18 protein-coding genes and 1 pseudogene are annotated in these 22166 nt (G+C 68.4%); 11 read left to right on the top strand and 8 right to left on the bottom strand.

Translation table 11 applies throughout. The features are described from left to right. Positions 1 to 60: 60 nt before the first annotated feature. Positions 61 to 1263 carry a cytochrome P450 gene (locus ACWDTS_RS12555; RefSeq protein WP_450111029.1) on the bottom strand — a complete coding sequence of 401 codons (1203 nt, stop codon included), beginning with the start codon at positions 1261 to 1263 and terminating at the stop codon, positions 61 to 63. A 271-nt stretch (positions 1264 to 1534) separates the two neighbouring features. Between ACWDTS_RS12555 and ACWDTS_RS12550 the strand changes: the two genes are divergently transcribed. The 9 genes from ACWDTS_RS12550 to ACWDTS_RS12510 all read left to right on the top strand — a co-directional run bounded on the left by ACWDTS_RS12550 (position 1535) and on the right by ACWDTS_RS12510 (position 11160). After that, complete coding sequence (locus ACWDTS_RS12550; RefSeq protein WP_197254611.1) at positions 1535 to 2140, top strand: TetR/AcrR family transcriptional regulator; 606 nt, start codon at positions 1535 to 1537, stop codon at positions 2138 to 2140. A 298-nt stretch (positions 2141 to 2438) separates the two neighbouring features. Then, the gene (locus ACWDTS_RS12545; RefSeq protein ID WP_231611185.1) at positions 2439 to 3152 is read left to right on the top strand and encodes an MlaE family ABC transporter permease; all 714 of its coding nucleotides are present in this window, start codon (positions 2439 to 2441) and stop codon (positions 3150 to 3152) included. 6 nt (positions 3153 to 3158) lie between these two features. After that, the gene (locus ACWDTS_RS12540) at positions 3159 to 4004 is read left to right on the top strand and encodes an MlaE family ABC transporter permease (protein WP_248674763.1); all 846 of its coding nucleotides are present in this window, start codon (positions 3159 to 3161) and stop codon (positions 4002 to 4004) included. Positions 4005 to 4014: 10 nt separating this feature from the next. Further along, the gene (locus ACWDTS_RS12535) at positions 4015 to 5265 is read left to right on the top strand and encodes an MCE family protein (protein ID WP_450111028.1); all 1251 of its coding nucleotides are present in this window, start codon (positions 4015 to 4017) and stop codon (positions 5263 to 5265) included. Beyond that, complete coding sequence (locus ACWDTS_RS12530; protein WP_450111027.1) at positions 5265 to 6287, top strand: MCE family protein; 1023 nt, start codon at positions 5265 to 5267, stop codon at positions 6285 to 6287. The genes ACWDTS_RS12535 and ACWDTS_RS12530 overlap by 1 nt, the downstream gene beginning before the upstream one ends. A 1-nt stretch (position 6288) precedes the next feature. Beyond that, positions 6289 to 7320, top strand: coding sequence for an MCE family protein (locus ACWDTS_RS12525; RefSeq protein WP_450111026.1), 1032 nt, complete (start codon positions 6289 to 6291; stop codon positions 7318 to 7320). Next, positions 7317 to 8561, top strand: a complete 1245-nt coding sequence (locus ACWDTS_RS12520) for an MCE family protein (protein ID WP_450111025.1) — start codon at positions 7317 to 7319, stop codon at positions 8559 to 8561. Before ACWDTS_RS12525 ends, ACWDTS_RS12520 begins: the two co-directional genes overlap by 4 nt. Continuing rightward, entirely contained in the window at positions 8558 to 9691 is a 1134-nt protein-coding gene (locus ACWDTS_RS12515) for an MCE family protein (RefSeq protein WP_450111024.1), read from the top strand. Before ACWDTS_RS12520 ends, ACWDTS_RS12515 begins: the two co-directional genes overlap by 4 nt. Further along, positions 9691 to 11160, top strand: a complete 1470-nt coding sequence (locus ACWDTS_RS12510) for an MlaD family protein (RefSeq protein ID WP_450111040.1) — start codon at positions 9691 to 9693, stop codon at positions 11158 to 11160. Before ACWDTS_RS12515 ends, ACWDTS_RS12510 begins: the two co-directional genes overlap by 1 nt. A 26-nt stretch (positions 11161 to 11186) precedes the next feature. On the opposite strand, the gene ACWDTS_RS12505 is transcribed toward ACWDTS_RS12510, so the two are convergent. The 5 genes and pseudogenes from ACWDTS_RS12505 to ACWDTS_RS12485 form a co-directional block, all read right to left on the bottom strand. Continuing rightward, complete coding sequence (locus ACWDTS_RS12505) at positions 11187 to 11870, bottom strand: LysR family substrate-binding domain-containing protein (protein ID WP_450111039.1); 684 nt, start codon at positions 11868 to 11870, stop codon at positions 11187 to 11189. Between the two features lie 213 nt (positions 11871 to 12083). After that, positions 12084 to 13409 (bottom strand): annotated as a pseudogene (locus ACWDTS_RS12500) (amidohydrolase family protein); the annotation flags it as partial. A gap of 3 nt (positions 13410 to 13412) precedes the next feature. Further along, complete coding sequence (locus tag ACWDTS_RS12495) at positions 13413 to 15917, bottom strand: DEAD/DEAH box helicase (RefSeq protein WP_248676609.1); 2505 nt, start codon at positions 15915 to 15917, stop codon at positions 13413 to 13415. Between the two features lie 92 nt (positions 15918 to 16009). Next, positions 16010 to 17047, bottom strand: a complete 1038-nt coding sequence (locus ACWDTS_RS12490; protein ID WP_248676608.1) for an alpha/beta fold hydrolase — start codon at positions 17045 to 17047, stop codon at positions 16010 to 16012. A 199-nt stretch (positions 17048 to 17246) separates the two neighbouring features. Next, a complete protein-coding gene (locus tag ACWDTS_RS12485) occupies positions 17247 to 18188 on the bottom strand; it encodes a proteasome assembly chaperone family protein (protein ID WP_197250962.1) in 942 nt (313 codons plus the stop codon). Positions 18189 to 18325: 137 nt separating this feature from the next. Here ACWDTS_RS12485 and ACWDTS_RS12480 point away from each other — a divergent pair, with 137 nt between their 5' ends. Beyond that, positions 18326 to 19084, top strand: a complete 759-nt coding sequence (locus ACWDTS_RS12480; RefSeq protein WP_248676607.1) for a sensor domain-containing protein — start codon at positions 18326 to 18328, stop codon at positions 19082 to 19084. 174 nt (positions 19085 to 19258) lie between these two features. Further along, positions 19259 to 20380: a DUF4192 domain-containing protein gene (locus ACWDTS_RS12475; RefSeq protein ID WP_450118275.1), complete on the top strand. Its 1122-nt coding sequence runs from the start codon at positions 19259 to 19261 to the stop codon at positions 20378 to 20380. A 2-nt stretch (positions 20381 to 20382) separates the two neighbouring features. Here ACWDTS_RS12475 and galE read toward each other — a convergent pair whose 3' ends face one another. Continuing rightward, positions 20383 to 21378: a UDP-glucose 4-epimerase GalE gene (gene galE, locus ACWDTS_RS12470; RefSeq protein ID WP_450111022.1), complete on the bottom strand. Its 996-nt coding sequence runs from the start codon at positions 21376 to 21378 to the stop codon at positions 20383 to 20385. A gap of 53 nt (positions 21379 to 21431) precedes the next feature. After that, positions 21432 to 22118 (bottom strand): iron dependent repressor, metal binding and dimerization domain protein, encoded by a 687-nt coding sequence (locus ACWDTS_RS12465; protein WP_450111021.1) that lies wholly within the window; start codon positions 22116 to 22118, stop codon positions 21432 to 21434. Positions 22119 to 22166 lie beyond the last annotated feature (48 nt).

Below are 22166 nucleotides of genomic sequence, written 5' to 3'. Positions count from 1 at the left end.
ACGATGAACCCCGGGCACGACGAAACGCCGCCGGAACCGGCAGCGTTCCGCGGCCGGACGTCAGGGAACGAAGGTGGGCAGAGTGTCCCAGCCCCGCACCGTCGATGTCGGCGACAGCGCGGCGTTCGCCGCGTCGACCTCCCACTCGGGGAAACGCTTCAGGATCTCCTCGAGCGCGACCCGGCCCTCGAGCCGCGCCAGTGCCGAACCGAGACAGAAATGCGTGCCGACACTGAAGGTCAGATGCCGACGGGGCTCGCGATGGATGTCGAATGTGTCGCTGTCGGGACCGAACTGGCGGTGATCGCGGTTGGCGGCGCCGATCAGGAACATCATCACGCTGCCCTCGGGAACGGTGGTGCCGTGGAACTCGACGTCCCGGGTCACGTACCGCGCGACATGCGGTGCCGGCGGCTCGAACCGCAGCAGTTCCTCGATGGCCTTGGGGATCAGCGTCGGATCCTCGACGAGCTGTCGTCGCTGGTCGGGGTGTTCGGCGAGCACCTTGCCGGCCCAGCCGATGAGCCGCGTGGTGGTTTCGTTGCCGGCCCCGGATACGACGTTCACGTAGGTCAGGAGTTCGTCCCGGGTCAGCCGACGAACCGTTCCGGTCTCGTCCTCGAACTCGACCTCGAGCAATTCGGTCATGATGTCGTCCGACGGATGCTCGGCGCGCCAGTCGATGTATGCGCCGAAGATGTCGCCGCTGACCATGCCGTCGGATGCGGCCTTCATCTTGCCGCCTTCCTCGGTCCGCATCTGCTCGTTCGCGAAGTCACGGATCGCTTCCTGGTCCTCCTCCGGGATGCCCAGGAGCATGCCGATCGTCCGCATCGGCATCTGTGCGCCGATGTCGGCGACGAAATCGAGCCGGCCCGATCCGACATGGGGGTCGAGCGCCTCGGCGCAGAACTGGCGGATTTTCGGTTCGAGTGCCTGGATCTTGCGCGGAGTGAACATCCGCGCCAGCAGTTTTCGGTGGATGTCGTGGATCGGCGGATCCTCGAAGAGCAGCACGCCCGGCGGAATCGCGATGTTCGCCTTGATGAGTTCGAGAATCGCACCGCGAGCGGAGCTGAACGTCTGGTAGTCGACGAGTCCCTGGTCGACGTCCGCGAAGCGGCTCAGCGCATGGAAATCGTGGGTTTCGTTGTAGTAGAGGGGCGCTTCTTCGCGGATACGCTTGAACATCGGGTAGGGATCGGCATTGATCTCGCCGTCGTACGGGTCGTATCGAATGTCGCTGGCTGCGCTGGTCGTCACAGGTCTACCACCTTTCGGAGGATTCGTATTCGCGTGCGCGCTGGGCAGGACTGCAGTCGGAACGATCTCATCGACTGCTACCAGTGTCGGGCTCCGAGTCTTGCGATGCAAGCATTATTCTCTGATTCTGAGAGTAGAATTCTCATCCAGCACCGGATCGGGGCGGGGAGGCCTGAAAGGTGTGAGACGACAACGATTTCGGAATGCAGCGTTTTCGGAGTGCGGCATTCCCGTGATCCCCCGTGGGTCCGACCATCGACCGGAGGGTGCTGTGCAGGTCACGAGGTCCTACGACGCGCTCCTGTCCAAGGGGGAGGATCGCCGGCTGCAGATCGTCGCCGCCGCGCAGCGCATCCTCACGCGCAACGGCTGGCGCGGTACGACGCTCGCGCAGATCGCACAGGAGGTCGGGGTCACCCCCGCCGGTCTGCTGTACCACTTCTCGTCGAAGGAGCAACTGCTGCACGCGGTACTCGACGCGCGTGACGCGGACGATCACGCGCGCGCCGATCCGGCCGGGGATCTGGCCGAGGAGATCCGGAAGACGGCCTGCCGCATCGAACAGTCGCCGGAGCTGGTGGGGACGTTCGTGGTGATGCTGGTCGAGAACCTGATGCCGGACGCACCTCTGCACGGTCGACTGCTCGACAGGTGGCGCCTGTCCGTCGACATCGTCGCCGAGACGATTCGCACTCACCAGCGTTCGGGTCGGTACCGGGATGACATCGACGCGTCGGTGCGGGCGGTCGAGATCATCGCGTTCATCAACGGAATGGAGATCTCCTGGCTGCTCGATCGGACGATCCCGCTCGGTGACGTCTTCGCCGAGTACTCCCGTTCGCTCGATCGGGATCTTGCCGCGGTCGTGGTGAAGTGAGCGCCGGACGCTGTCACCGCAGCGGTGCAGTTCGTGGGATCAGTTGTGCGCCACAAGCGTTGCTCGCAACTCGCGTAACCTCGGTCCTTGAGTTCTGACGAATCAACTGTAAGCTTTACGGCAATCGAGAATATCGTTCGCAGATGGGGCAAAGATGCGATCCGAAATCAGAGAATCATCCTGGGAACGGGGTGTCTCCGGCGCGCCACGAGAGTGGCCTGTGCCGAGCGGATGGGTACGCGGCCTCCTCTCGGGCGATCGGTCGGGTCCGGTTCGTGCGGTCGGGGGACTGTTCGCGATGTCCGCCGACGCGGTGAAGTTCTTGTTCCGCAGGCCTTTTCAAGCACGTGAGTTCCTGGAGCAGTCCTGGTTCGTCGTCCGGGTGTCGCTGCTGCCGACGCTGCTCGTGGCGATTCCGTTCACGGTGCTCGTGAGCTTCACACTCAACATCCTCCTGCGCGAGCTCGGCGCCGCCGACCTGAGCGGGGCGGGTGCGGCTTTCGGTGCGGTCACGCAGGTCGGGCCGATGGTGACCGTGCTGATCGTTGCGGGCGCGGGAGCGACCGCGATGTGCGCGGATCTCGGCTCGCGCACGATCCGCGAGGAGATCGACGCTATGGAGGTTCTCGGAATCGACCCCGTCCAGCGGCTCGTCACACCGCGGATGCTCGCGTCCGGTCTCGTGGCGATGCTGCTCAACGGACTGGTCTGCATCATCGGGGTGATGGGCGGCTACACCTTCTCGGTGTTCGTCCAGGACGTCAATCCCGGAGCCTTCGCCGCCGGAATCACCCTGCTGACCGGCATCGACGAGGTGATCATCTCCTCGGTCAAGGCGCTGCTGTTCGGTCTCATCGCCGGACTGGTCGCGTGCTATCGCGGGCTGACGGTCTCGGGCGGTGCGAAAGCGGTGGGAAACGCCGTGAACGAAACGGTGGTGTACGCGTTCATGGCACTGTTCGTGGTCAACGTCGTGGTGACGGCCATCGGAATCCAGCTGACGGCCAGGTGACGACACGTGCCTCCGAGTTCCGAGTACGCGCGCACGGTCGCCCTGCTGCGGCGTCCCGTCGACGGACTCGGCCGGGTCGGCGATCACGCGATCTTCTACGTCCGTGCTCTCGTCGGCGCCCCTGTCGCGGCCTGGCGCTATCGACGGGAAACCCTGCGTCTGATCGCCGAAACCAGCATGGGCGCAGGAACTCTCGCGGTGATCGGCGGGACCGTCGTCATCGTCGGGTTTCTCACCCTGGCGACCGGCGGCACCCTCGCGGTGCAGGGTTACAGCTCGCTCGGGAACATCGGTATCGAAGCGCTCACGGGCTTCCTCTCCGCGTTCATCAACGTGCGGATCTCCGCGCCGGTCGTCGCCGGGATCGGTCTCGCCGCGACCTTCGGTGCCGGCGCCACCGCGCAACTCGGCGCGATGCGGATCAACGAGGAGATCGACGCACTCGAATCGCTGGGCATCGAACCGATCGCCTACCTCGTCGGCACGCGCATCGTCGCAGGCCTGATCGCCATCACCCCGCTCTACGCACTGGCCGTCGTCGCCTCGTTCCTCGCGAGCCGATTCACCACCGTGTTCCTGCTCGGTCAGTCCGCCGGACTCTACGACCACTACTTCGCGACGTTCCTGAATCCGATCGATCTGCTGTGGTCTTTCCTGCAGGCGTTCCTCATGGCGTTGACAATCCTGTTGATACACACGTACTTCGGGTTCTTCGCCGCCGGTGGGCCCTCGGGCGTCGGTACCGCCGTCGGGAACGCGGTCCGCACGTCGCTCATCGCGGTCGTCTCGGTCACCCTGCTCGTCTCGCTGGCGGTCTACGGCGCCAACGGCAACTTCAACCTGTCCGGATAGCGAGGTGGAAATGGGACCGAAGGTGCTCCGGCCCCTCGCCGGGCTCGCGGCGATCGCGGTGCTCGCCGGCATCGTCGCCGGTGCGGCCGCCCTGTTCGACGGGCGTTTCACCGGCAGTGTGCCGGTCACGGTGCTCTCGCCCCGCGCCGGGCTGGTGATGTATCCCGACGCGAAGGTGAAGATGCGCGAGGTGACGGTGGGCAGGGTGGACTCCGTCACGGCCCGTCCGGACGGCCTGGCCGAGATCACCCTCGCGCTCGATCCCGCACAGACGCAGGCGATCCCGTCGAACGTCTCCGTCGACATCGCGTCGACCACCGTGTTCGGAGCGAAGTTCGTGCAGTTCCTCCCGCCGGCCGACCCGTCTCCGGTGCCCCTGCAAGCGGGCCGGGTTCTCGAATCGGAACACGTCACCGTCGAAATCAACACCGTCTTCGAACAACTCGTGAACGTCCTCGACCGGATACAGCCGGAGAAGCTGAACGAGACTCTCGGCGCGGTCGCCGCCGCGATGAACGGTCGCGGCGACCGGTTCGGGCAGATGCTCGTCGACCTCGACTCCGTCCTCGGCGCGATCGAACCGGCCCTGCCCGCGCTGGTCACGGACCTCGCGCTGGCGCCGGCGGTGGCTTCCACCTACGCGGACACCGCACCCGACCTGATCACGACCGGTGCGAACGCCGCATCCATCGGCGACACCGTCGTCGACGAGGAACACAATCTCGACGCCTTCCTCCTCGGGATGATCGGGCTGTCCGACGCCGGGCAGCCCGTGCTCGCCCGGAATCGGGACGGGCTGACGACGCTGCTCGATCTGCTGGTGCCGACCACTACACTCACCGACGAGTACAACGAGGCGCTGACCTGTTCCCTGACGGGCCTGGCCTTCCTCGCCGATTCGAAACCGGTGGACGTGGAAGGGCTCGGCTTGTCCGCGAACTTCCTGTGGGGCACCGACCCGTATCGGTATCCGGAGGACCTGCCGAAGGTCGCCGCCTCCGGTGGACCCCAATGTTCGGTCCTGCCGGTGCCATACGAAGGCCGCCCGCCGTTCGTGGTCGCCGACGTCGGTGCCGACCCGTTCGATTCCGGACGCCAGGCGGTCACCGTCGAAGGGCTGTCGGAGGCGCTGCTCGGGCGGGTCGCCGGACCGGCAGAGCCGGATCCGGCACCCCCGGTACCGTTCGGCATCCCGGCCCTGCCGAATCCGATTCCCGCCCTGCCGAACCTGTTTCCCGCGCTACCGGACCGGGGGCCGTGATGAGTACCCGGAACGGCCCGATCCTCCGATTCGGCGCCTTCGCCGCCGTGATGCTGGCGCTGTCCGGCCTCCTCGTCCTCGTCTTCGGGGAATACCGGACCGGCGCGACGACCATCTATTCGGCGGTGTTCGAGGATTCGTCGGGCCTGCGCTCCGGCGACCCGGTGCGGATCGCCGGTATCCGCGTCGGCACCGTCTCCGACGTGGCGTTGCGCGACGACCACTCGGTCGCGGTGACATTCGACGCGGACCGCGAACTCGTGCTCACCACCGGCACAACGGCGGCGGTTCGGTACCTGAACCTGGTGGGGGACCGCTACCTCGCGCTCCACGAAGGACCGGGGTCGACGCAGATTCTCCCCGCCGGCGCCGAGATCCCGGTCGAGCAGACCGCACCGGCCCTGGACCTCGACCTGTTGCTCGGCGGATTCAAACCCGTCATCGACAGCGTCGATCCGACCGAGGTCAACGCACTCACCTCGTCGTTGCTGCAGATCCTGCAGGGTCAGGACGGCACCGTCGAGTCACTGCTGGCGCGGACGTCCTCGTTCTCGAACGAACTCGCGGCGAACAGCGAGCTCGTCCAGAGCCTGATCGACAATCTGAACCGGGTGATGACCACGCTGTCCGACAGCGGCGGCGATTTCACCGCGACGATCGACCGCCTCGAACGGCTCGTGGGCGAACTGTCGGCGGAACGCGACCCCATCGGTGCCGCGATCGAAGCCCTCGACACCGGCACGGCGTCGATGACGGACCTGCTCACGCAGGCACGGCCCCCGCTCGCGGGCGCCGTCGACGAACTCGCGCGGCTCGCACCACTTCTCGACGACGACAAGCAACGTCTCGACTCCGCGCTCGAGAAAGCTCCCGAGAACTTCCGCAAGCTCGTGCGGGTCGGCGCGTACGGAAACTTCATCCAGTACTACATCTGCGCCATCTCGGTGCGGGTGACCGACGAGAACGGCGAGACGGTCCAGTTGCCGTGGATCGAACAGGACTCGGGAAGGTGCGCTCCCTGACATGCTGCGCTATCGATCTGCCAACCTGATCCGGAACGGCATCATCGGGACCGTCCTGATCACGTGCATCCTGCTCGTGGGGCTGCAGGCGCAGGCGTTCGTCACGGCGGCGACCACACTGCCGTACCGCGCGAGATTCGTCGAAGCCGGTGGGCTCCGGGCCGGCGACGACGTCGTCGTCTCCGGTGTCGAGGTCGGCACCGTGTCGAAGGTGTCGCTGCTCGACGGTGATGCGCTGGTCGAGTATTCCGTCGATTCGTCGGTGCGGCTCGGATCGGCCACCACCGCCCACATCAAGACCGGCTCGTTGCTCGGCAAACGGATCCTGACACTGGTGTCGGACGGGCCGGGCCTGCTGCGCCCGAACGAGGTGATCCCCACCGACCGCACGTCGTCGCCGTATTCGCTCACCGATGCGGTCGGGGACCTGACGACGAACGTGTCCGGCATCGACACCGACGCGGTGAACCGCTCCCTGGACCTGCTGTCCACGACCCTCGAGCGCATCGAGCCGCAGCTGGGCCCGACCTTCGACGGACTGACGGAACTGTCGCGCTCGCTCAACGACCGCAACGAGTCCCTGCGCGACCTGCTCACCGCGACGCGCGATGTCACCGGCATTCTGGCCGACCGCAGCGCGCAGGTGAACACCCTGATCCTCGACGCGAACACCCTGGTCGCCGTCCTCGCCGAACGAAGGCAGGCGATCGTGGACCTGCTCGCGAACACCGCCGCGGTGTCCGAGCAGTTGTCGAGCCTGGTCGCCGACAACGAGGCCGAACTGGCCCCGACGCTCGACCGGCTGAACTCCGTCGCGGCGCTGCTCGAGGAGAACCGGGACAACATCGCCGCGGCGCTGCCCGGACTCGCGAAGGTCGCACTGACCCAGGGCGAGGCCGTCTCCGGCGGCCCGTTCTACAACGCGTTCGTCGCCAACCTCGTCGACGGGCACATGATCCAACCGTTCGTCGACCAGGCCCTCGGCGTCGATCCGCCGGCCGTGTTCCCCGTCCCCGGTCAGGAGCCGCGATGACACGCCGCACGATCGTTCTGCTCGCCGCAGCCGTTCTCGTCTGCGGCATCGCCGTCGCCTCCGCGATCGGGTACCGAGAGCTGTTCGGCCCCAGAACGATCCGTGCGGTGTTCACAACCGCCACCGCGATCTACGAGGGCGACGGGGTGCGTGTCGCGGGCGTCGAGGTGGGGCACATCGTCTCGATCGAGCCTCGCGGTACCACCGCCGAGATCGTGATGGCCGTGGATCGGCGTGTCCCGATACCCGCGGACGCGAGCGCGGTGATCGTGGCCCAGAGCCTGGTCGCGGCCCGCTACGTCCAGTTGACACCGGCCTACCGCAGCTCCGGTGAGACGATGGCCGACGGCGCCACGATCCCCCTCGAACGCACCGCGGTTCCCGTCGAGTGGGACGAGGTCAAGACCGAGCTCACCCGTCTCGCGGCGGAACTCGGCCCGGACGGCGACCTCTCAGCCAGTGCGGTGGGACGATTCGTCGACAGCACCGCCGACGCGCTCGCCGGCAACGGCGACAAGCTCCGCAGCACCATCGAGCAATTATCCGGTGCCGGAAGGGTTCTCGCCGACGGTAGCGGCGACATCGTGGACATCGTCGCGGCGTTGCAGACCTTCGTGACGACCCTGCGGGACAGCAACGTGCAGATCGTCAGTTTCGAGAACCGGCTCGCCACGTTGACCAGCGTGCTCGACGACAACACCACCGACCTCGACGCGGCGGTGACGAACCTGTCCGTCGCGGTCGGCGACGTGCAGCGGTTCGTCGCGAACAACCGCGACCGCGCCGGTGAACAGATCGAGCGTCTGGTGAACGTGACGCAGAATCTCGTGGACAACAAGGACGACGTCGAACAGTTGCTGCACATCTTCCCGACGAGCATGGCCAACTTCTACAACATCTACAATCCCGATACCGCTACCGAGGCAGGGGTTTTCGTCGTCAACAACTTCTCGAACCCGATCCAGTTCGTGTGCGCCGGGATCGCCGCCGTCGAGAACTCGACCTCGCAGGAATCGGCGGACAAGTGCGTCCGGTACCTCGGCCCGCTGCTGAATCAGCTGACGTTCAACTATCTTCCGACCCCGATCAACCCGGTGAAGGGACCGTCCGCGCGGCCCGAGAACCTCATCTACACCGAACCCCACCTGATTCCGGCCGGCGGGGGAGTGAACGCCCCGGCCGCGACGCCCGCGTCGAGCCTGCTCGACCTGTTGCTTCCCGGAGGAGGAACGCCGCGATGAGATCTCGAACATCCGCCGTCCCGCGGGGTACGCCCGCGATGCTCCTGGCTGCCGCAGTTGTCGCGTCGACGGCGTCCGGCTGTGCGTGGGACGGGGTGAACTCGCTGCCCCTGCCGGGAACACCGGGTCGCGGCGAGGGCTCGTACACCTTCACCGTCGAGATGGCCGATGTGGGCACCCTCGAATCGAATTCGCCGGTCATGATCGACGACGTCGTCGTCGGCAGCGTCGGCCGCATGGTCGTCCACGGCTGGCACGCGGACATCGAGGTATCCGTGGAGAAGGACGTCGCCGTCCCCGCGAACGCGGTCGCCACCGTCGGGCAGACCAGCCTGCTCGGCTCGAGCCACCTGGCGCTGAACGCCCCGGCCGGTTCACCACCCGAAGGGCGACTGGCCCCCGGTGCCACGATCGGCCTCGATCGCTCGGCGACGTACCCGTCGACGGAACGCACCCTCGCGGCCGCGGCGGTGGTCCTCAACCGGGGTGGTCTCGGCCAGATCGGCGACATCGTCACCAACCTCAACGACGCGCTCGGCGGGCGCGAGGACGCGGTACGCGACCTGCTCACCCGGCTCGACACCTTCGTCGGCACGCTCGACACCCAGCGCGCCGACATCGTCGCGACCATCGACGGGCTCGAGCGCCTCGCCGGCACCGTGTCCGGGCAGCGGGACGTGGTCGCGGACGTGCTGGACCGGCTGCCCGCCGCCCTCGAGACACTGCTGCGGGAACGTCCGGCGTTCACCACCGCGCTCGACAGGCTCCGGACGTTCAGCGACACCGCGACCGGCGTCGTCACCGACACCCGGCAGGATCTGGTGACCAACCTCGAGCACCTCGAGCCGACACTGCGTGCCCTCGCCGACGTCGGCGCCGACCTCGACAAGGCCCTCGCATACGCGACGGTCTACCCGTACGGCCAGTCCGTGATCGACCGGGCGGTGCGCGGCGACTACCTGAACCTGTTCGCGACGGTCGACCTCACCGTGCCCCGGCTCCAGCGCGAACTGTTGCTCGGTACACCGTGGGGTGATCCGAACGCGGTGGTGCAGGCGGCGGTCGGTGATCCGGGTTATGCGCAGCCGACCCGCGATCCGCTCGGGGCCGCGGTGGGAGGCACCCGATGATCCTGTCGCGCTTCGTCCGGTTCCAGCTCGTCGCGTTCGCGGTGCTCGGGCTCGTCGGGCTGCTCGTCACGACGTTCGTCTACATCCAGGCTCAGTCGCTCGTCGGCGTCGGCCGCATCCGGGTCACCGTCGACCTGCCGTCCGCCGGCGGCCTGTACCGGTTCGCGAACGTCACCTACCGCGGCGTCGAGGTCGGAAAGGTCACCGCCGTAGACCTGACTCCGGGCGGAGTTCGGGCGACACTCTCGCTCGACGACGACCACGACATCCCGGCGGACCTGGAAGCGCACGTTCGGAGTGTGTCCGCGGTGGGGGAGCAGTACGTCGATCTGCGACCGCGCAGCGACAGGGCGCCCTTCCTCGAAGACGGTGCCGTGATCGACGCGGCCGACGCGATCGTGCCCCAGCCTGTCGGTCCCATGCTCGACAACCTCAGTGCGCTCGTCGGGAGTATCCCGACCGGTAAACTCGACGACCTGCTCGACGAGATGCATGCCGGTGTGGGCGCAGTCGGCTACGACCTGGGTTCGCTGCTGGATTCGTCGTCGACGCTCGCGGCAGACGCGAGCGGTGTCGCGGACCGCGCCCGGACGCTGATCGAGGACACGGTGCCCCTGCTCGATTCGCAGGTGCAGAGCCTCGACGCGATCGAGAAGTGGACCCGCAGTCTGGCGGGGGTGACCGGACAGGTCGTATCCGACGACCCGCAGCTGCGCACGGTGCTGCGAACCGGCCCGGGCTTCGCGCAGGAAACCGCTGCCCTGTTCGACACGGTCGACCTGACCCTGCCGGTGCTGCTGGCGAATCTCACCACCGTCGGCCAACTCGCTGTGACCTACAACGCGGGACTCGAACAGCTGCTCGTGCTGTTGCCGCCGGCGGTGTCGATGATCCAGGCCGTGCAACCGTCGAGAAACGCCTCGGGTCTGGGGCTCGGGGACTTCCGGATCGGCGGGATCTCCGATCCGCCCGCCTGCACTGTCGGCTTCCTGCCGCCGTCGCAGTGGCGACCGCCGTACGAAACCGACACCGTCGACACCCCGGAGGACCTGTACTGCAAGCTCCCACAGGATTCGCAGATCGCCGTCCGCGGCGCCCGAAACATCCCTTGCGCCAACAATCCCGACAAGCGCGCGGCGACCGCCGAATTGTGCAACAGCGATCAGGAATTCGTGCCCCTCGCCACCGAGCAGCCGGTCGTCGGTCCCTATCCGTACGACCCGAACCTGGAAGCGCAAGGGCTGCCGCAGGATTCGCGATACAACCCCGACGGATCCCTCGTGGCGCCCGAGGCGTCGCTCCCACCGATCCCGAGCGCGCGCGGAGCGGAGTCGGAATCGGAACCTGCTTCGGCGCAATACGATCCGCACACCGGACGGTACTTCGGCCCGGACGGGCAGTTGTACCGGCAGGGTGATCTGGCCGCCGGTGCCGAGCCGGCCACGTGGCAGGACATGATGCCTCGCTGAAACGTGGCCGCCGGTCCGGGCGATGCTCAGCCGCGACGCTTCCGGACCCGGCCGGCGCTCTTGGGGCGCCCGGCGTTGCCACGCCGCGTCTTCGGCTTCTTGTCGCCCACGACCTTCCGGGGCTGTGAACCCTGCCGTTCGCCGCGCCGCTTCGCCTTCTTGTCGGGCTCGTCCTGCCGTCCCCGCGAGCTGTTCGCGGTACGGCCGCGCACGATCCCGACGAACTCGTCGACGAGATCGGTGGTCCGGTCGGTCAGCCACACGAGACCGACCTGGGACTGCGGAGCGTCCACCACCGGGCGGTACGTCAGGTCCTTGCGGTGATGCAGCCGGGCCAGCGACTGCGGGGTGACGAGAACCCCGACCTCGGAGGCGACGTGCGAGATCGCACCCTCGGTGGTTTCCGGACGTTCGAAGGCCTCCTCGCCCGGAAGCTTCGCCCAGTCCAGCACGTCGTCGAGCGGATGCAGGACGGTCTCCTCCTCGAGGTCGGCGACCGAGACCTCCTCGACCGCCGCGATCGCATGCTCGGCCGGAACCACCACGACCGAGACCTCGGTGTAGAGGCTGATCACCGACAGGCCGTCGCGTTCGAGGGGCAGCCGCAGCAGCGCGGCGTCCGCCTGGTCCTCGCGCACGCACGCGGCACCGGACGTGGACGGGACCGGCACCAGTTCGATCGGGATGTCGGGCATCCGCTCGGTCCACACCCGCACCCACTTCGCCGGGGTGACCCCCGGGACATAGGCCAGCCGGAACACCTGCGGAGACTCGTCACTCACCCGGTCAGGGTACCGTCGTGGGGGTTCAGTTCTCGCAGAGAGGCCCGTAGGTCCAGCGGCCGCCGAGCATCGTGCCCCACACCGGGTCTCGGCGAGTGCTGCCCCGGTCGCAGGAAGCGCGTCGGCGTTCAGCACCACCAGATCGGCGACATCGCCGGCCGTGACCCGCTCCCGGCCGCCGGTGGACGCGGCGAGCGCGACCGGCCACGGCAACTCGTGCTCCCGATGCCACACCCGTCCGTCGGGGAGCGTGCGGTCGACGGCGGCGGCCAGCGTCAGCCACGGATCGAGCCGTGCGACCGGGGCGTCCGAACCGAGCGAGAGCGTCGCGCCCGAGCCGAGCAGCGTGCCGTACGGGAACGCGCGGGCGGTGCGACCCGCCCAGTACCGGTCGGCGAGTTCGGCGTCGTCGTGTACGTGCGCGGGCTGGATGCTCGCGGTGACTCCGAGCTGCGCGAAGCGGGCGAAGTCCGCGTCGGCGACCAGCTGTGCGTGCTCGACGCTGCCGCGCGTCCCGGTCGTCTCGAAGCAGTCCAGCACGTGCTCGCACGCGCGGTCGCCGATCGCGTGGATCGCGGAATCGATGCCGTGGTCGCGTGCCCGCGTCATCCACCGCGCGAGCTCGTCGGGCGGCACGGTGAGCACCCCGTGGTCTCCGTCGGGATACGGATCGTGGCAGTAGGCGGTGCGGGTGCCGAGCGACCCGTCGACGATCACCTTCATCGGCCCGACCGTGGCCAGCCCGCCGGTGCCCGGGATCTCGTCGCCGGTGCGCCATCCCGCGTCGATCGTGGCGTCGAGCCACTGCGGCCAGATACCGCAGCGCACCCGCAGCCGGTCGGTCCCTGCAGTGATGCGCCGCGACCACGCGGTGATGTTGTCCGCGATCTCGAAGTCGACGATTCCGACCACCCCGCGGGCGGCGACCGCGCGGGCGGCCTCGTCCACCCACCGGTCGAGCACGTCGGGGTCGACGCGCTGGAGCTCGTTCATCAGCGGCATGAACTCGGCTTCGCGCAGCAGGCCGGTCGGATGCGGAGCGAGCGAGAAATGCTGCAGGGCAGCGGTATTGAGCCACGCACTGTGTAGATCGGCACTGACCGCGACGAGCGGCCGGTGCGGCGCGATCGCGTCGAGCAGCGCAGCGTTCGGCTCGTCCGGCCACAAGCCGTCCCGAAACCCGTGCGCCACCACCACATCCGGTTCCGGTTCCTCGAGACGGGTCGCGAACAACGCAACCACCTCCGCGGCCGAGCGCGCACCCGACAGATCGAGCGCGGCCTGCGACAGCGCCCACTGGTCGAAATGCACGTGCGAATCCCACAGCCCGGGCAGCACCAGGCGGCCGCCGAGATCGACGACCTCCCCGGCACCGTCGTCCCCGGCACTGCCGCCGACACGGCCGTCGTGGATCCGCAGGTCGGCCGGGTCCGCGCCGGGAGCGAGGCGGGCCTGACGAAGCAGCATCGTTCAGCCCTCGACGATCTCGAACTCGTCGAACACCACCTCGCCGGAGGCATCCGACTCGGCCAGGTTCACCTCGCCGATCAGCGCCCAGCCGTGATCGCCCGCGGGATCGGCGAGCGTCTGCCGGACCCGCCACAGCGTCGGTTCCTCCACGACGGAGAACAGCCCCGGACCGCGTGCGTCCGGTCCGGTGCCGATCTCGTCGTACTCGTCGAAGTACAGCTCGAGCAGATCCGCCCAGTCCTCGGCCTCGAGTCCGTCACCGAGCTCGGCCAATTCGTCCCACCGCTTCCGGGACGCGAGTTCGACCCGCTTGAACATCGCGTTGCGCACCATCACCTTGAACGCGCGGGGGTTCGCGGAGATCGGGCGCGGCGTGTCCGCGCCGAAGGCGAGCTGCTGGTCGTCCGCCTCGACAGCGGGGTTGGCGAGCTGCTCCCACTCGTCGAGCAGCGACGAATCGACCTGGCGGATCAATTCCCCGAGCCATTCGGTGAGGTCCTCGAGTTCCTCGGTGCGCGCCGAATCCGGCACGGTCTGGCGCAGCGCCCGGTACGCGTCCGCGAGATAGCGCAGCACCAGCCCTTCGGAACGGGCGAGGCCGTAGTGCGAGACGAGTTCGGAGAACGTCATCGACTTCTCGACCATGTCCCGCACCACCGACTTCGGTGACAGCGGCGTTTCGGACACCCAGGGATGCCCGGCCCGGTAGGTCTCGAAGGCCGGCTCGAGCAGCTCCGCGAGGGGCTTGGGCCAGGTGACCTCCTCGAGCAGCTCCATGCGCTCGTCGTACTCGATCCCGTCCGCCTTCATCTGCGCGACCGCCTCGCCGCGCGCGGCGTGCTGCTGGGCGAACAGGATCTGCCGCGGGTCGTCGAGGGTCGACTCGATCACCGACACGACATCGAGCGCGTAGGTGGGGGATTCCATGTCGAGCAGTTCGAGGACGGCGAGCGCGAACGGCGACAGCGGCTGGTTCAACGCGAAGTCACGCTGCAGGTCGACGGTCAGCCGCGCCCAGCGGCCGTCCTCGTCGGGGGAGTCGAGGCGTTCGACGATCCCGGCCTGCAGCAGACCCCGATACAGCTCGATCGCGCGCAGGATGTGGCGGCGCTGTGCCTTGCGGGGCTCGTGGTTGTCCTCGAGCAGGTGACGCATCGCGTCGAAGCAGTTGCCGGGACGGGCAATGACGTTGAGCAGCATCGAATTGGTGACGCGGAAGCGCGAGACCATCGGCTCGGGCGGTGCGGCCACGATCTTCTCGAACGTCGCCTCGCCCCAGGACACGAAACCCTCGGGTGCCTTCTTGCGCTGCACCTTCCGCTTCTTCTTGGGATCGTCGCCCGCCTTGGCGAGCGCGCGATGGTTCTCGATCTCGTGCTCGGGTGCCTGCACGACCACCGTGCCCATCGTGTCGAACCCGGCGCGTCCGGCGCGTCCGGCGATCTGGTGGAATTCGCGGGCCTTGAGCTGGCGCATGCGGGTGCCGTCGAACTTGGTCAGGCCCGTCAGCAGGACGGTGCGGATCGGAACGTTGATCCCCACGCCGAGGGTGTCGGTCCCGCAGATCACCTTGAGCAGTCCGTCCTGGGCGAGGCGCTCGACGAGTCGCCGGTACTTCGGCAGCATGCCCGCGTGGTGCACACCGATGCCGTGGCGCACCAGCCGTGACAGCGTCTTGCCGAAGCCCGTCGAGAAGCGGAACGCGCCGATGGCCTCGGCGATCGCCTCCTTCTCCGCCTTGCTGCACATGTTCACGCTCATGAGTGCCTGGGCGCGTTCGAGTGCGGCGGCCTGCGTGAAATGCACGACGTAGACGGGAGCCTGATGTGTGGTGACGAGTTCCTCGATGGCCTCGCCGATCGGCGCGAGCGAATACGAGTACGTGAGCGGCACCGGACGTTCGGCGCCGGAGACTTCCGTGGTGGGCCTGCCGGTGCGGCGCGTCAGATCGTCCCGGAACCGGCTGACGTCCCCGAGCGTCGCCGACATCAGCAGGAACTGCGCGTGCGGAAGTTCGATCAGCGGAACCTGCCACGCCCAGCCGCGGTCCGGTTCCGAGTAGAAGTGGAACTCGTCCATGATCACCTGACCGATATCCGAGTCCGCGCCCTCCCGCAACGCGAGGTTCGCGACGATCTCCGCGGTCGCGCAGATGATCGGCGCACCCGAATTCACCGAGGCGTCACCGGTCATCATCCCGACCAGGTCGGCGCCGAACACCTCGCACAGCGCGAAGAACTTCTCGCTGACCAGTGCCTTGATGGGTGCGGTGTAGAAGGTGCGCTTGCCGGTGGCGAGGGCGAAGAAGTGCGCACCGAGCGCCACCATCGACTTTCCCGAACCCGTCGGCGTCGCCAGGATCACGTTCGAGCCGGCGACGATCTCCATCAGCGCTTCCTCCTGCGCGGGATAGAGCGTCAGGCCCCTGTCCGTCGTCCAGGAGGTGAAGGCGTCGAACAGCGAGTCCTCGTCGACGGGGTCGGGGATCAGATCCGGCAGCAGCACCGTTACAGGCTAGTCGGCCTTCACCCGACAGCGGGCCACGGTCCGTGTCCGGACAGCGGGCCACGGTCCGTGTCCGGGTGGCGCCGCGCTCGTCAGGTGGCGCTGCGCTCGTCGGCGCCCATCGCGTCGAGGACGGCCATACGGGTTTCGGGACCGCCGCCGATCTGGCTTTCGCTGACACCGGCGATGAGCAGCTGCCGCCAGCGTTCGGCGTCGAATTCGAGCGGGGCAGTGGTGGTGAGGAACTCCTCGACGACTCGCAGGAACCGGATCGGATCGTCGCGGAACGGGAAGTGCCCGGCACCGCGGAAGATGTCCAGCCGGGAGCCCGGCATCGCGGAATGGGCGAGATAGCCGTGGCCGACCGGGATCACGCTGTCGCGATCGCCCCAGATGAGCTGGACCGGCAGGTTCTCGGTCAGGTAACAGCGGTCGAGCATGGTGACGACCTGCCCGCGCCAGTCCACGACCGCGCGGAGGGTACGCAGGTACGCCTCGTAGGCGGTGGGATCGGGCAGTTCGCTGAGAACCCGAACAAGATCGGAGGTGTCGTGCAGCAGTGCGCCCGGACGCAGGGGGGTGCCATGCAGCCGGCTCAGCACGTTGCCGGTGAGCTTGACCGCGGGCAGGGCGCCGGGCAGCCGCAGCAGCTTGAGCACCTCGGCGAACACCGGCATCGAGACCAGACGCAGGACCGGATGCACGTCCTTGGTGACGCCGCCGGAGGAGACGAGGATGAGGCGGTCGACCATGTGCGGGAACTGGTAGGCGAACTGCATCGCGACGCCGCCGCCGAGCGAGTGCCCGATCACGGTGACCTTGTCGATGTCCAGGACCGACAGCAGATCGCGCATGCCGTTCGCGTACGCGGCGACCGAGTAGTCGGCGCGCGGCTTGTCGGAACGGCCGTGACCGAGCAGGTCGGGGGCGATGACGGTGTAGTTCTCCGCGAGGTGGGGGATCACCTCCTGCCACGTCGACGAGTTGTCACCGATCCCGTGGATCAGCAGCAGCGCGGGACCGCTCCCGGCGAGCCGGAAGGCGCGGCGGTAACCGTGGATCGTGCGGAAGACCAAACGCGGTTCGGAATCGGGAACCGGGCGGAGTTTCCGCGTGCGCGCTGTACCCATGAACGTCTCCTGACGACGTCGCGAGGATCCGGGGTCACGAGGACCGTCGGAAGGCCGGCCGGTGTTCCTACCGCCTGCCCACTCTTGCATGCTCGGTGAGCGTACCGACTGTATGTGGCCCGAACAACACGAAGAGTAACAGCAAAGTAACCGCGCGGTAATCGCCGCAGGTCCGACCGCTGCCGGACCGTAACTTCGCCTACGGCGTCGTGCCCGGATCGTCGTCTCGACGCTCGTACTCGGCCAGGAACCGCTCGAACTCCGCACCCAGTTCCTCGCCCGTCGGCAGGCTCTCGTCGGTGGGCAGGGGAGACGCCTGCTGCTCCTGCGCGGCCACGTAGCTGTCGTACTGACGTTCGAGCGCGCGGACCACCGTCTGGACCTCCTCGTTGTCGCCGATGTGCTCGTCGACCTGCTCGCGCACCCGCGCCGCGGCCTGACCGAGCGCCTCCAGCGGCAGCTTCAGATCCGCGACCTCCGCGACCTGCTCGAGCAACGTCTCGGCTGCGGCCGGGTAGTCCGTCTGCGCGAGATAGTGGGGAACGTGGACGGAGAACCCGACGGCCTCGTGCCCGTGCTGCGCCATCCGCAGCTCGAGCAGCGACGACGCCCCGGCCGGCACCCGCAGCTCGCCGGACCAGCGATGGTGGTCGGCGATCAGATCCTTGTTCGTCGAATGGGCCGTGACCCCCAGCGGGCGGGTGTGCGGGATCGCCATCGGAATCGCGTTGATCCCGATGGTCCGGCGCACCCCGAACTGCTCGGCCAGCAGCCGCACCGCGGTGATGAACCGCTCCCACTTCAGGTCCGGCTCCACGCCGGCGAGCAGCAGGAACGGAGTCCCGTCGGTGTCGACGAGCGCGTACAGGTTCAGCTCGGGCGCGGCGTAGTCCGAGAAGTGATCGGACTTGAACGTCATCAGCGGCCGGCGCGAGCGGTAGTCGATCAGCTCGTCGACTGCGAACGACGCGACCAGTTCGGTCTCGAGGCTCTCCCGCAGATGCGTCGTCGCCAGCCGCACCGCATGCCCGGCGTCGGCGAACCCTTCCAGTCCGTGCACGAGCACTGGACCCCGACCATCCGCCGACGTCAGGCGCGGAGCGGGGAACTCCAGCTCGTACATGCGGGACTGCTCGTCCATGCAAACACTCCGATCGTCTGAACCACCCGCGAGACCCGAAGGCACGCGACGTGGCATGGTGGACAACGAGTCTAGTTGAACCGGTGAACGGCTCATGCCCGGGCACGGGACCGGGTCGTCGAGCGTCGGAGGTCCCAGTGGCAGGGCACGATCGTCGAGAATCCCACTCGCGGGGCCGGTTCCGGCGCGCACGATCGGCGGCGGTCGCGGCACTGCCGGCGCTGCTCGTCGTCACCGCGTGCGCGACCACCGTCCCGGGTGCGCCCCTTCCGCAGGCGTCCTCGGTCGACGGTCTTGCGGCGACCGCACCGGCGACACAATCGTCACGGCCTCCGGCGGAGCTGCTGCTGCCCCCCGAGGAATTCCCCGAGCCCTACGTGGCCGTCGTCCTGCCACCGCAGGCCGTCGCACAGGCCGCCCCGGACCTGACCGGTGTCCCGGTCGGTGCCAAGGTGAACCCGCCGGGGTGCCTGCCACCCGCCCAGGACTACGGGCCGGACGGCACCGCCATGGTCGTGGGCACCGACAACGACCGGCGGGCCACCATCAGCGTCGAACTCGTCGCGGGCGCAGCCCCGCTCGAGAACCTGCGCACCTACCTCGCGGATTGCCCGGAGATCGACACCACCCACCGCGGGGCCACCGCGACCGTCACGACGGTGCCCGAATCCGCGCCGCCGTCCCCGGCGGCGGGGGTCGAGACCCTCGAGCTGTCCCGCACGGTGCGATCCGGGAGGGGAGACGACGCGGTCACCCAGTCGATGCGCACCCGCATCGCGCAGATCGGGGACCTCCGGCTGCTCGTGACCTACATGTCGTTCGGGGCCGACGACCCCGACCTCGACAACCTCGGCATCGTCTACGACGCCGCGGTCGCGCGAATCCTCGCGGGGTGACTCGGCCCCGGTAGCCCGACGCGCTATCAGCCGGGTCCGACAATCCCGGCTCCAGGGGTGCCTGATCACCGCAGTGCGGCGAAAGTTGTCCACAGGCGCCCGATCCATCCCCAGATTCCGCGATTCCCGTCGTCGGCCCGCCCGAGCGGCCCACGGATCGGGGAAGGTCGGCGCATGACCACATTCGCCTCGTCCTCCCGCCCGCTGCGGCTGACCGAACCCGGTGAACTGATCGCCGCGATCCCCGCCCTCCTCGGGTTCACCCCGGCCCGCTCCGTGATCGTCGTGAGCCTGAGCCCGTCGCGCGACACCCCGGGTACCGCCGCGATCGGTGCCGTCATGCGGCACGACCTGCTGCTCCCGGACGGCGACGAACCGGTCCCCGAGCTGATGGGCGCGGCGTTCGCCCGCTTCGGCACGGTGTGTGCGCGTGACGGGGCCGAAGCGGTTCTCGTCGTCCTCGTCGACGCCCTGCTGGACCGGCCGGACAGCCCGGCGGTGGACCGTGCCCGCCGGGTCGTCGACGCCCTGATCGCGGAACTGGCGCACCACGGCATCGACGTGGCCGGGGTGCACGCGGTGCCGGAGATCGGCAGCGGAAGCGAATGGTTCGCCCTCGGCCGCGAGGCGCGACGCGGAACGGTGCCGGATCCGACCGCCTCTCCGGTCGCCGTCGCCCGCGTCTACGAGGGCGGGCTCATCCGGCGATCACGTACCGAGCTGGCGGAGGTACTCGAACCGATGCCGATGCCGGTGCGCAGTCGCGTCGCCGGGTACATCGACGAGGCGGTCGACTCCCGCGACCTGGCCTACGAATACGCGGTCCGGGCGGGTGGCCGCGACCACGCGGACCGGATGGAACTGGAAACGGTCCTGGACCGTATCGCCGATCACGACAACGGAATCGAGCCACTCGCGCCGGAGATGGCGGAACTCGCTGTGCTGCTGTCGAATCCGACGGTCCGCGACGCCGTGCTGGCGCTCGCGGCCGGCCCGTACGCGGATGCGGCCGAGCGCCTGTGGATCACGCTGACGCGGTCGCTGCCCGACCCCGAGCGCGCCGAGGCGGCCGCGCTCGTCGGATTCGGAGCGTACATCCGCGGAGACGGGCCCTTCGCCGGCGTCGCGCTCGGGGTGGCTCTCGAGGCGAACCCGCGGCACCGGCTGGCCGACCTGCTCGATCAGGCGTTGCAGGCGGGTCTGCGCCCGGAGACCGTGCGTGGTCTCGCCGATACGGGATTCGAGATCGCGGCGCGGCTCGGTGTCCCGCTACCGCCACCGGATCCCGCGGGGTGACCTCAGCGCCGCGCGGCGTGCGAGCGGTCGCCCAGATCGCGGAGGTAATCCCATGCGTCCGAGACGATTTCGTCGAGGTCGGTGTGCTTGGGTTCCCATCCGAGTTCCTCGATGGCGCGGCGGCTCGACGCGACGAGCACGGCCGGATCGCCGGCGCGGCGCGGCGCGTCCACCGCGGGGATCGGCAGACCCGTGACGCGTTCGCAGGCCGAGATCACCTCGCGGACACTGAATCCCTCTCCGCTGCCGAGGTTGTAGATCGTGTGCGTGCCCGGCCGCGCCGAGTTCAGGGCCAGCAGATGCGCGTCGGCGAGGTCCTTGACGTGGATGTAGTCGCGGACCGCGGTGCCGTCCTTGGTGGGCCAGTCGGTGCCGAACACCGAGATGTGGTCGCGCTGCTTCAATGCCACCTGCAGCACGAGCGGAATGAGATGGGTTTCGACGACGCGGTTTTCGCCTGCGCCGTGATAGGCGCCGGCGACGTTGAAGTACCGCAGGCTCGTCGCGGCCAGGGCGTGTGCATGCGAGTACGACGAAATCGCATGGTCGATCGCGAGTTTGGAAGCGCCGTACGGATTGGTGGGCCGGGTCGGCGCGTCCTCGGTGATCGGAACCTGTTCGGGCTCACCGTAGGTCGCGGCCGTCGACGAGAACACCAGACGCGGCGTCCCGGAGAGCCGGATGGCCTCGAGCAGTGCGAGTGTCGTCACGACATTGCCCTGCCAGTACTTCTCGGGAACCTCGACGGATTCGCCGACCAGCGACTGCGCGCCGAAGTGCAGCACCCCGTCGAACCGCGGCGTGTCCGCGCCCACGCCGAGAACCTCGGCGGCGACCTTCCCGATGTCGCCCTCGACGAACTCCGCGCCCGCGGGCACCGCGTCCGCGTTCCCGGTCGACAGGTCGTCGACGATCACCACCTCGTGACCCTGTTCGAGCAGGACGGTGCTGCACACGCTACCCACGTATCCGGCACCGCCGGTCACCAGAAGCTTCACGATCGTCGACCCCTCTTCGCCGGCCCGGTACCCGCCGGCGAAGAGGACCTCGATCAGACCTGCTTCACCTGAACGGCATGAGCCATTTCGTCGGACAGTTCGAAACCCTCGTGGCCGGCGACCGTGATGATCACCGACCCGGGCTTCGTCTCGACTGTAACGCGCGCGTCCGGAACGACTCCGGCCTCCCGCAGTCGCGCGATCACGTCGGGATCGGACTGCACGTACTCGGCCAGTCGTCGCACGACCACCGCGGTCGGCTTACCGGGCGGGATCTCGGTCAGCCGCACCAGCTTCTCGTCCTCCGCTGCGGGACGGTTCAGTCCGAGCTGCGCCAGCCCGGGGATCGGGTTGCCGTACGGGGAGGTCGTCGGATTGTTGAGAACCTCCACGAGGCGACGTTCGACCTCTTCGCTCATGACGTGTTCCCAGCGGCACGCCTCGGCGTGCACGTTCTCCCAGTCGAGTCCGATCACATCGACCAGCAGCCGCTCGGCCAGGCGATGCTTGCGCATCACCGACACCGCGAGGTCGCGGCCCTTCTCGGTCAACTGCAGATGGCGGTCGCCGGCCACGCGCAGGAGACCGTCGCGCTCCATCCGCGCAACGGTCTGGCTGACGGTCGGCCCACTCTGCTCGAGGCGTTCGGCGATGCGCGCCCGCAGGGGCACCACGCCTTCCTCCTCCAGGTCGTAGATCGTCCGGAGATACATCTCCGTGGTATCGACCAGGTCCTTCACTCTCACACCCCTTCGTCTGCGGCCGATTCTAGCCGGACGAAACGTGCG

Source organism: Rhodococcus sp. NPDC003383, assembly GCF_053589115.1.
Note: the sequence above shows the minus strand (reverse complement) of the source record. Positions and strands in the feature narration are given on the sequence as shown.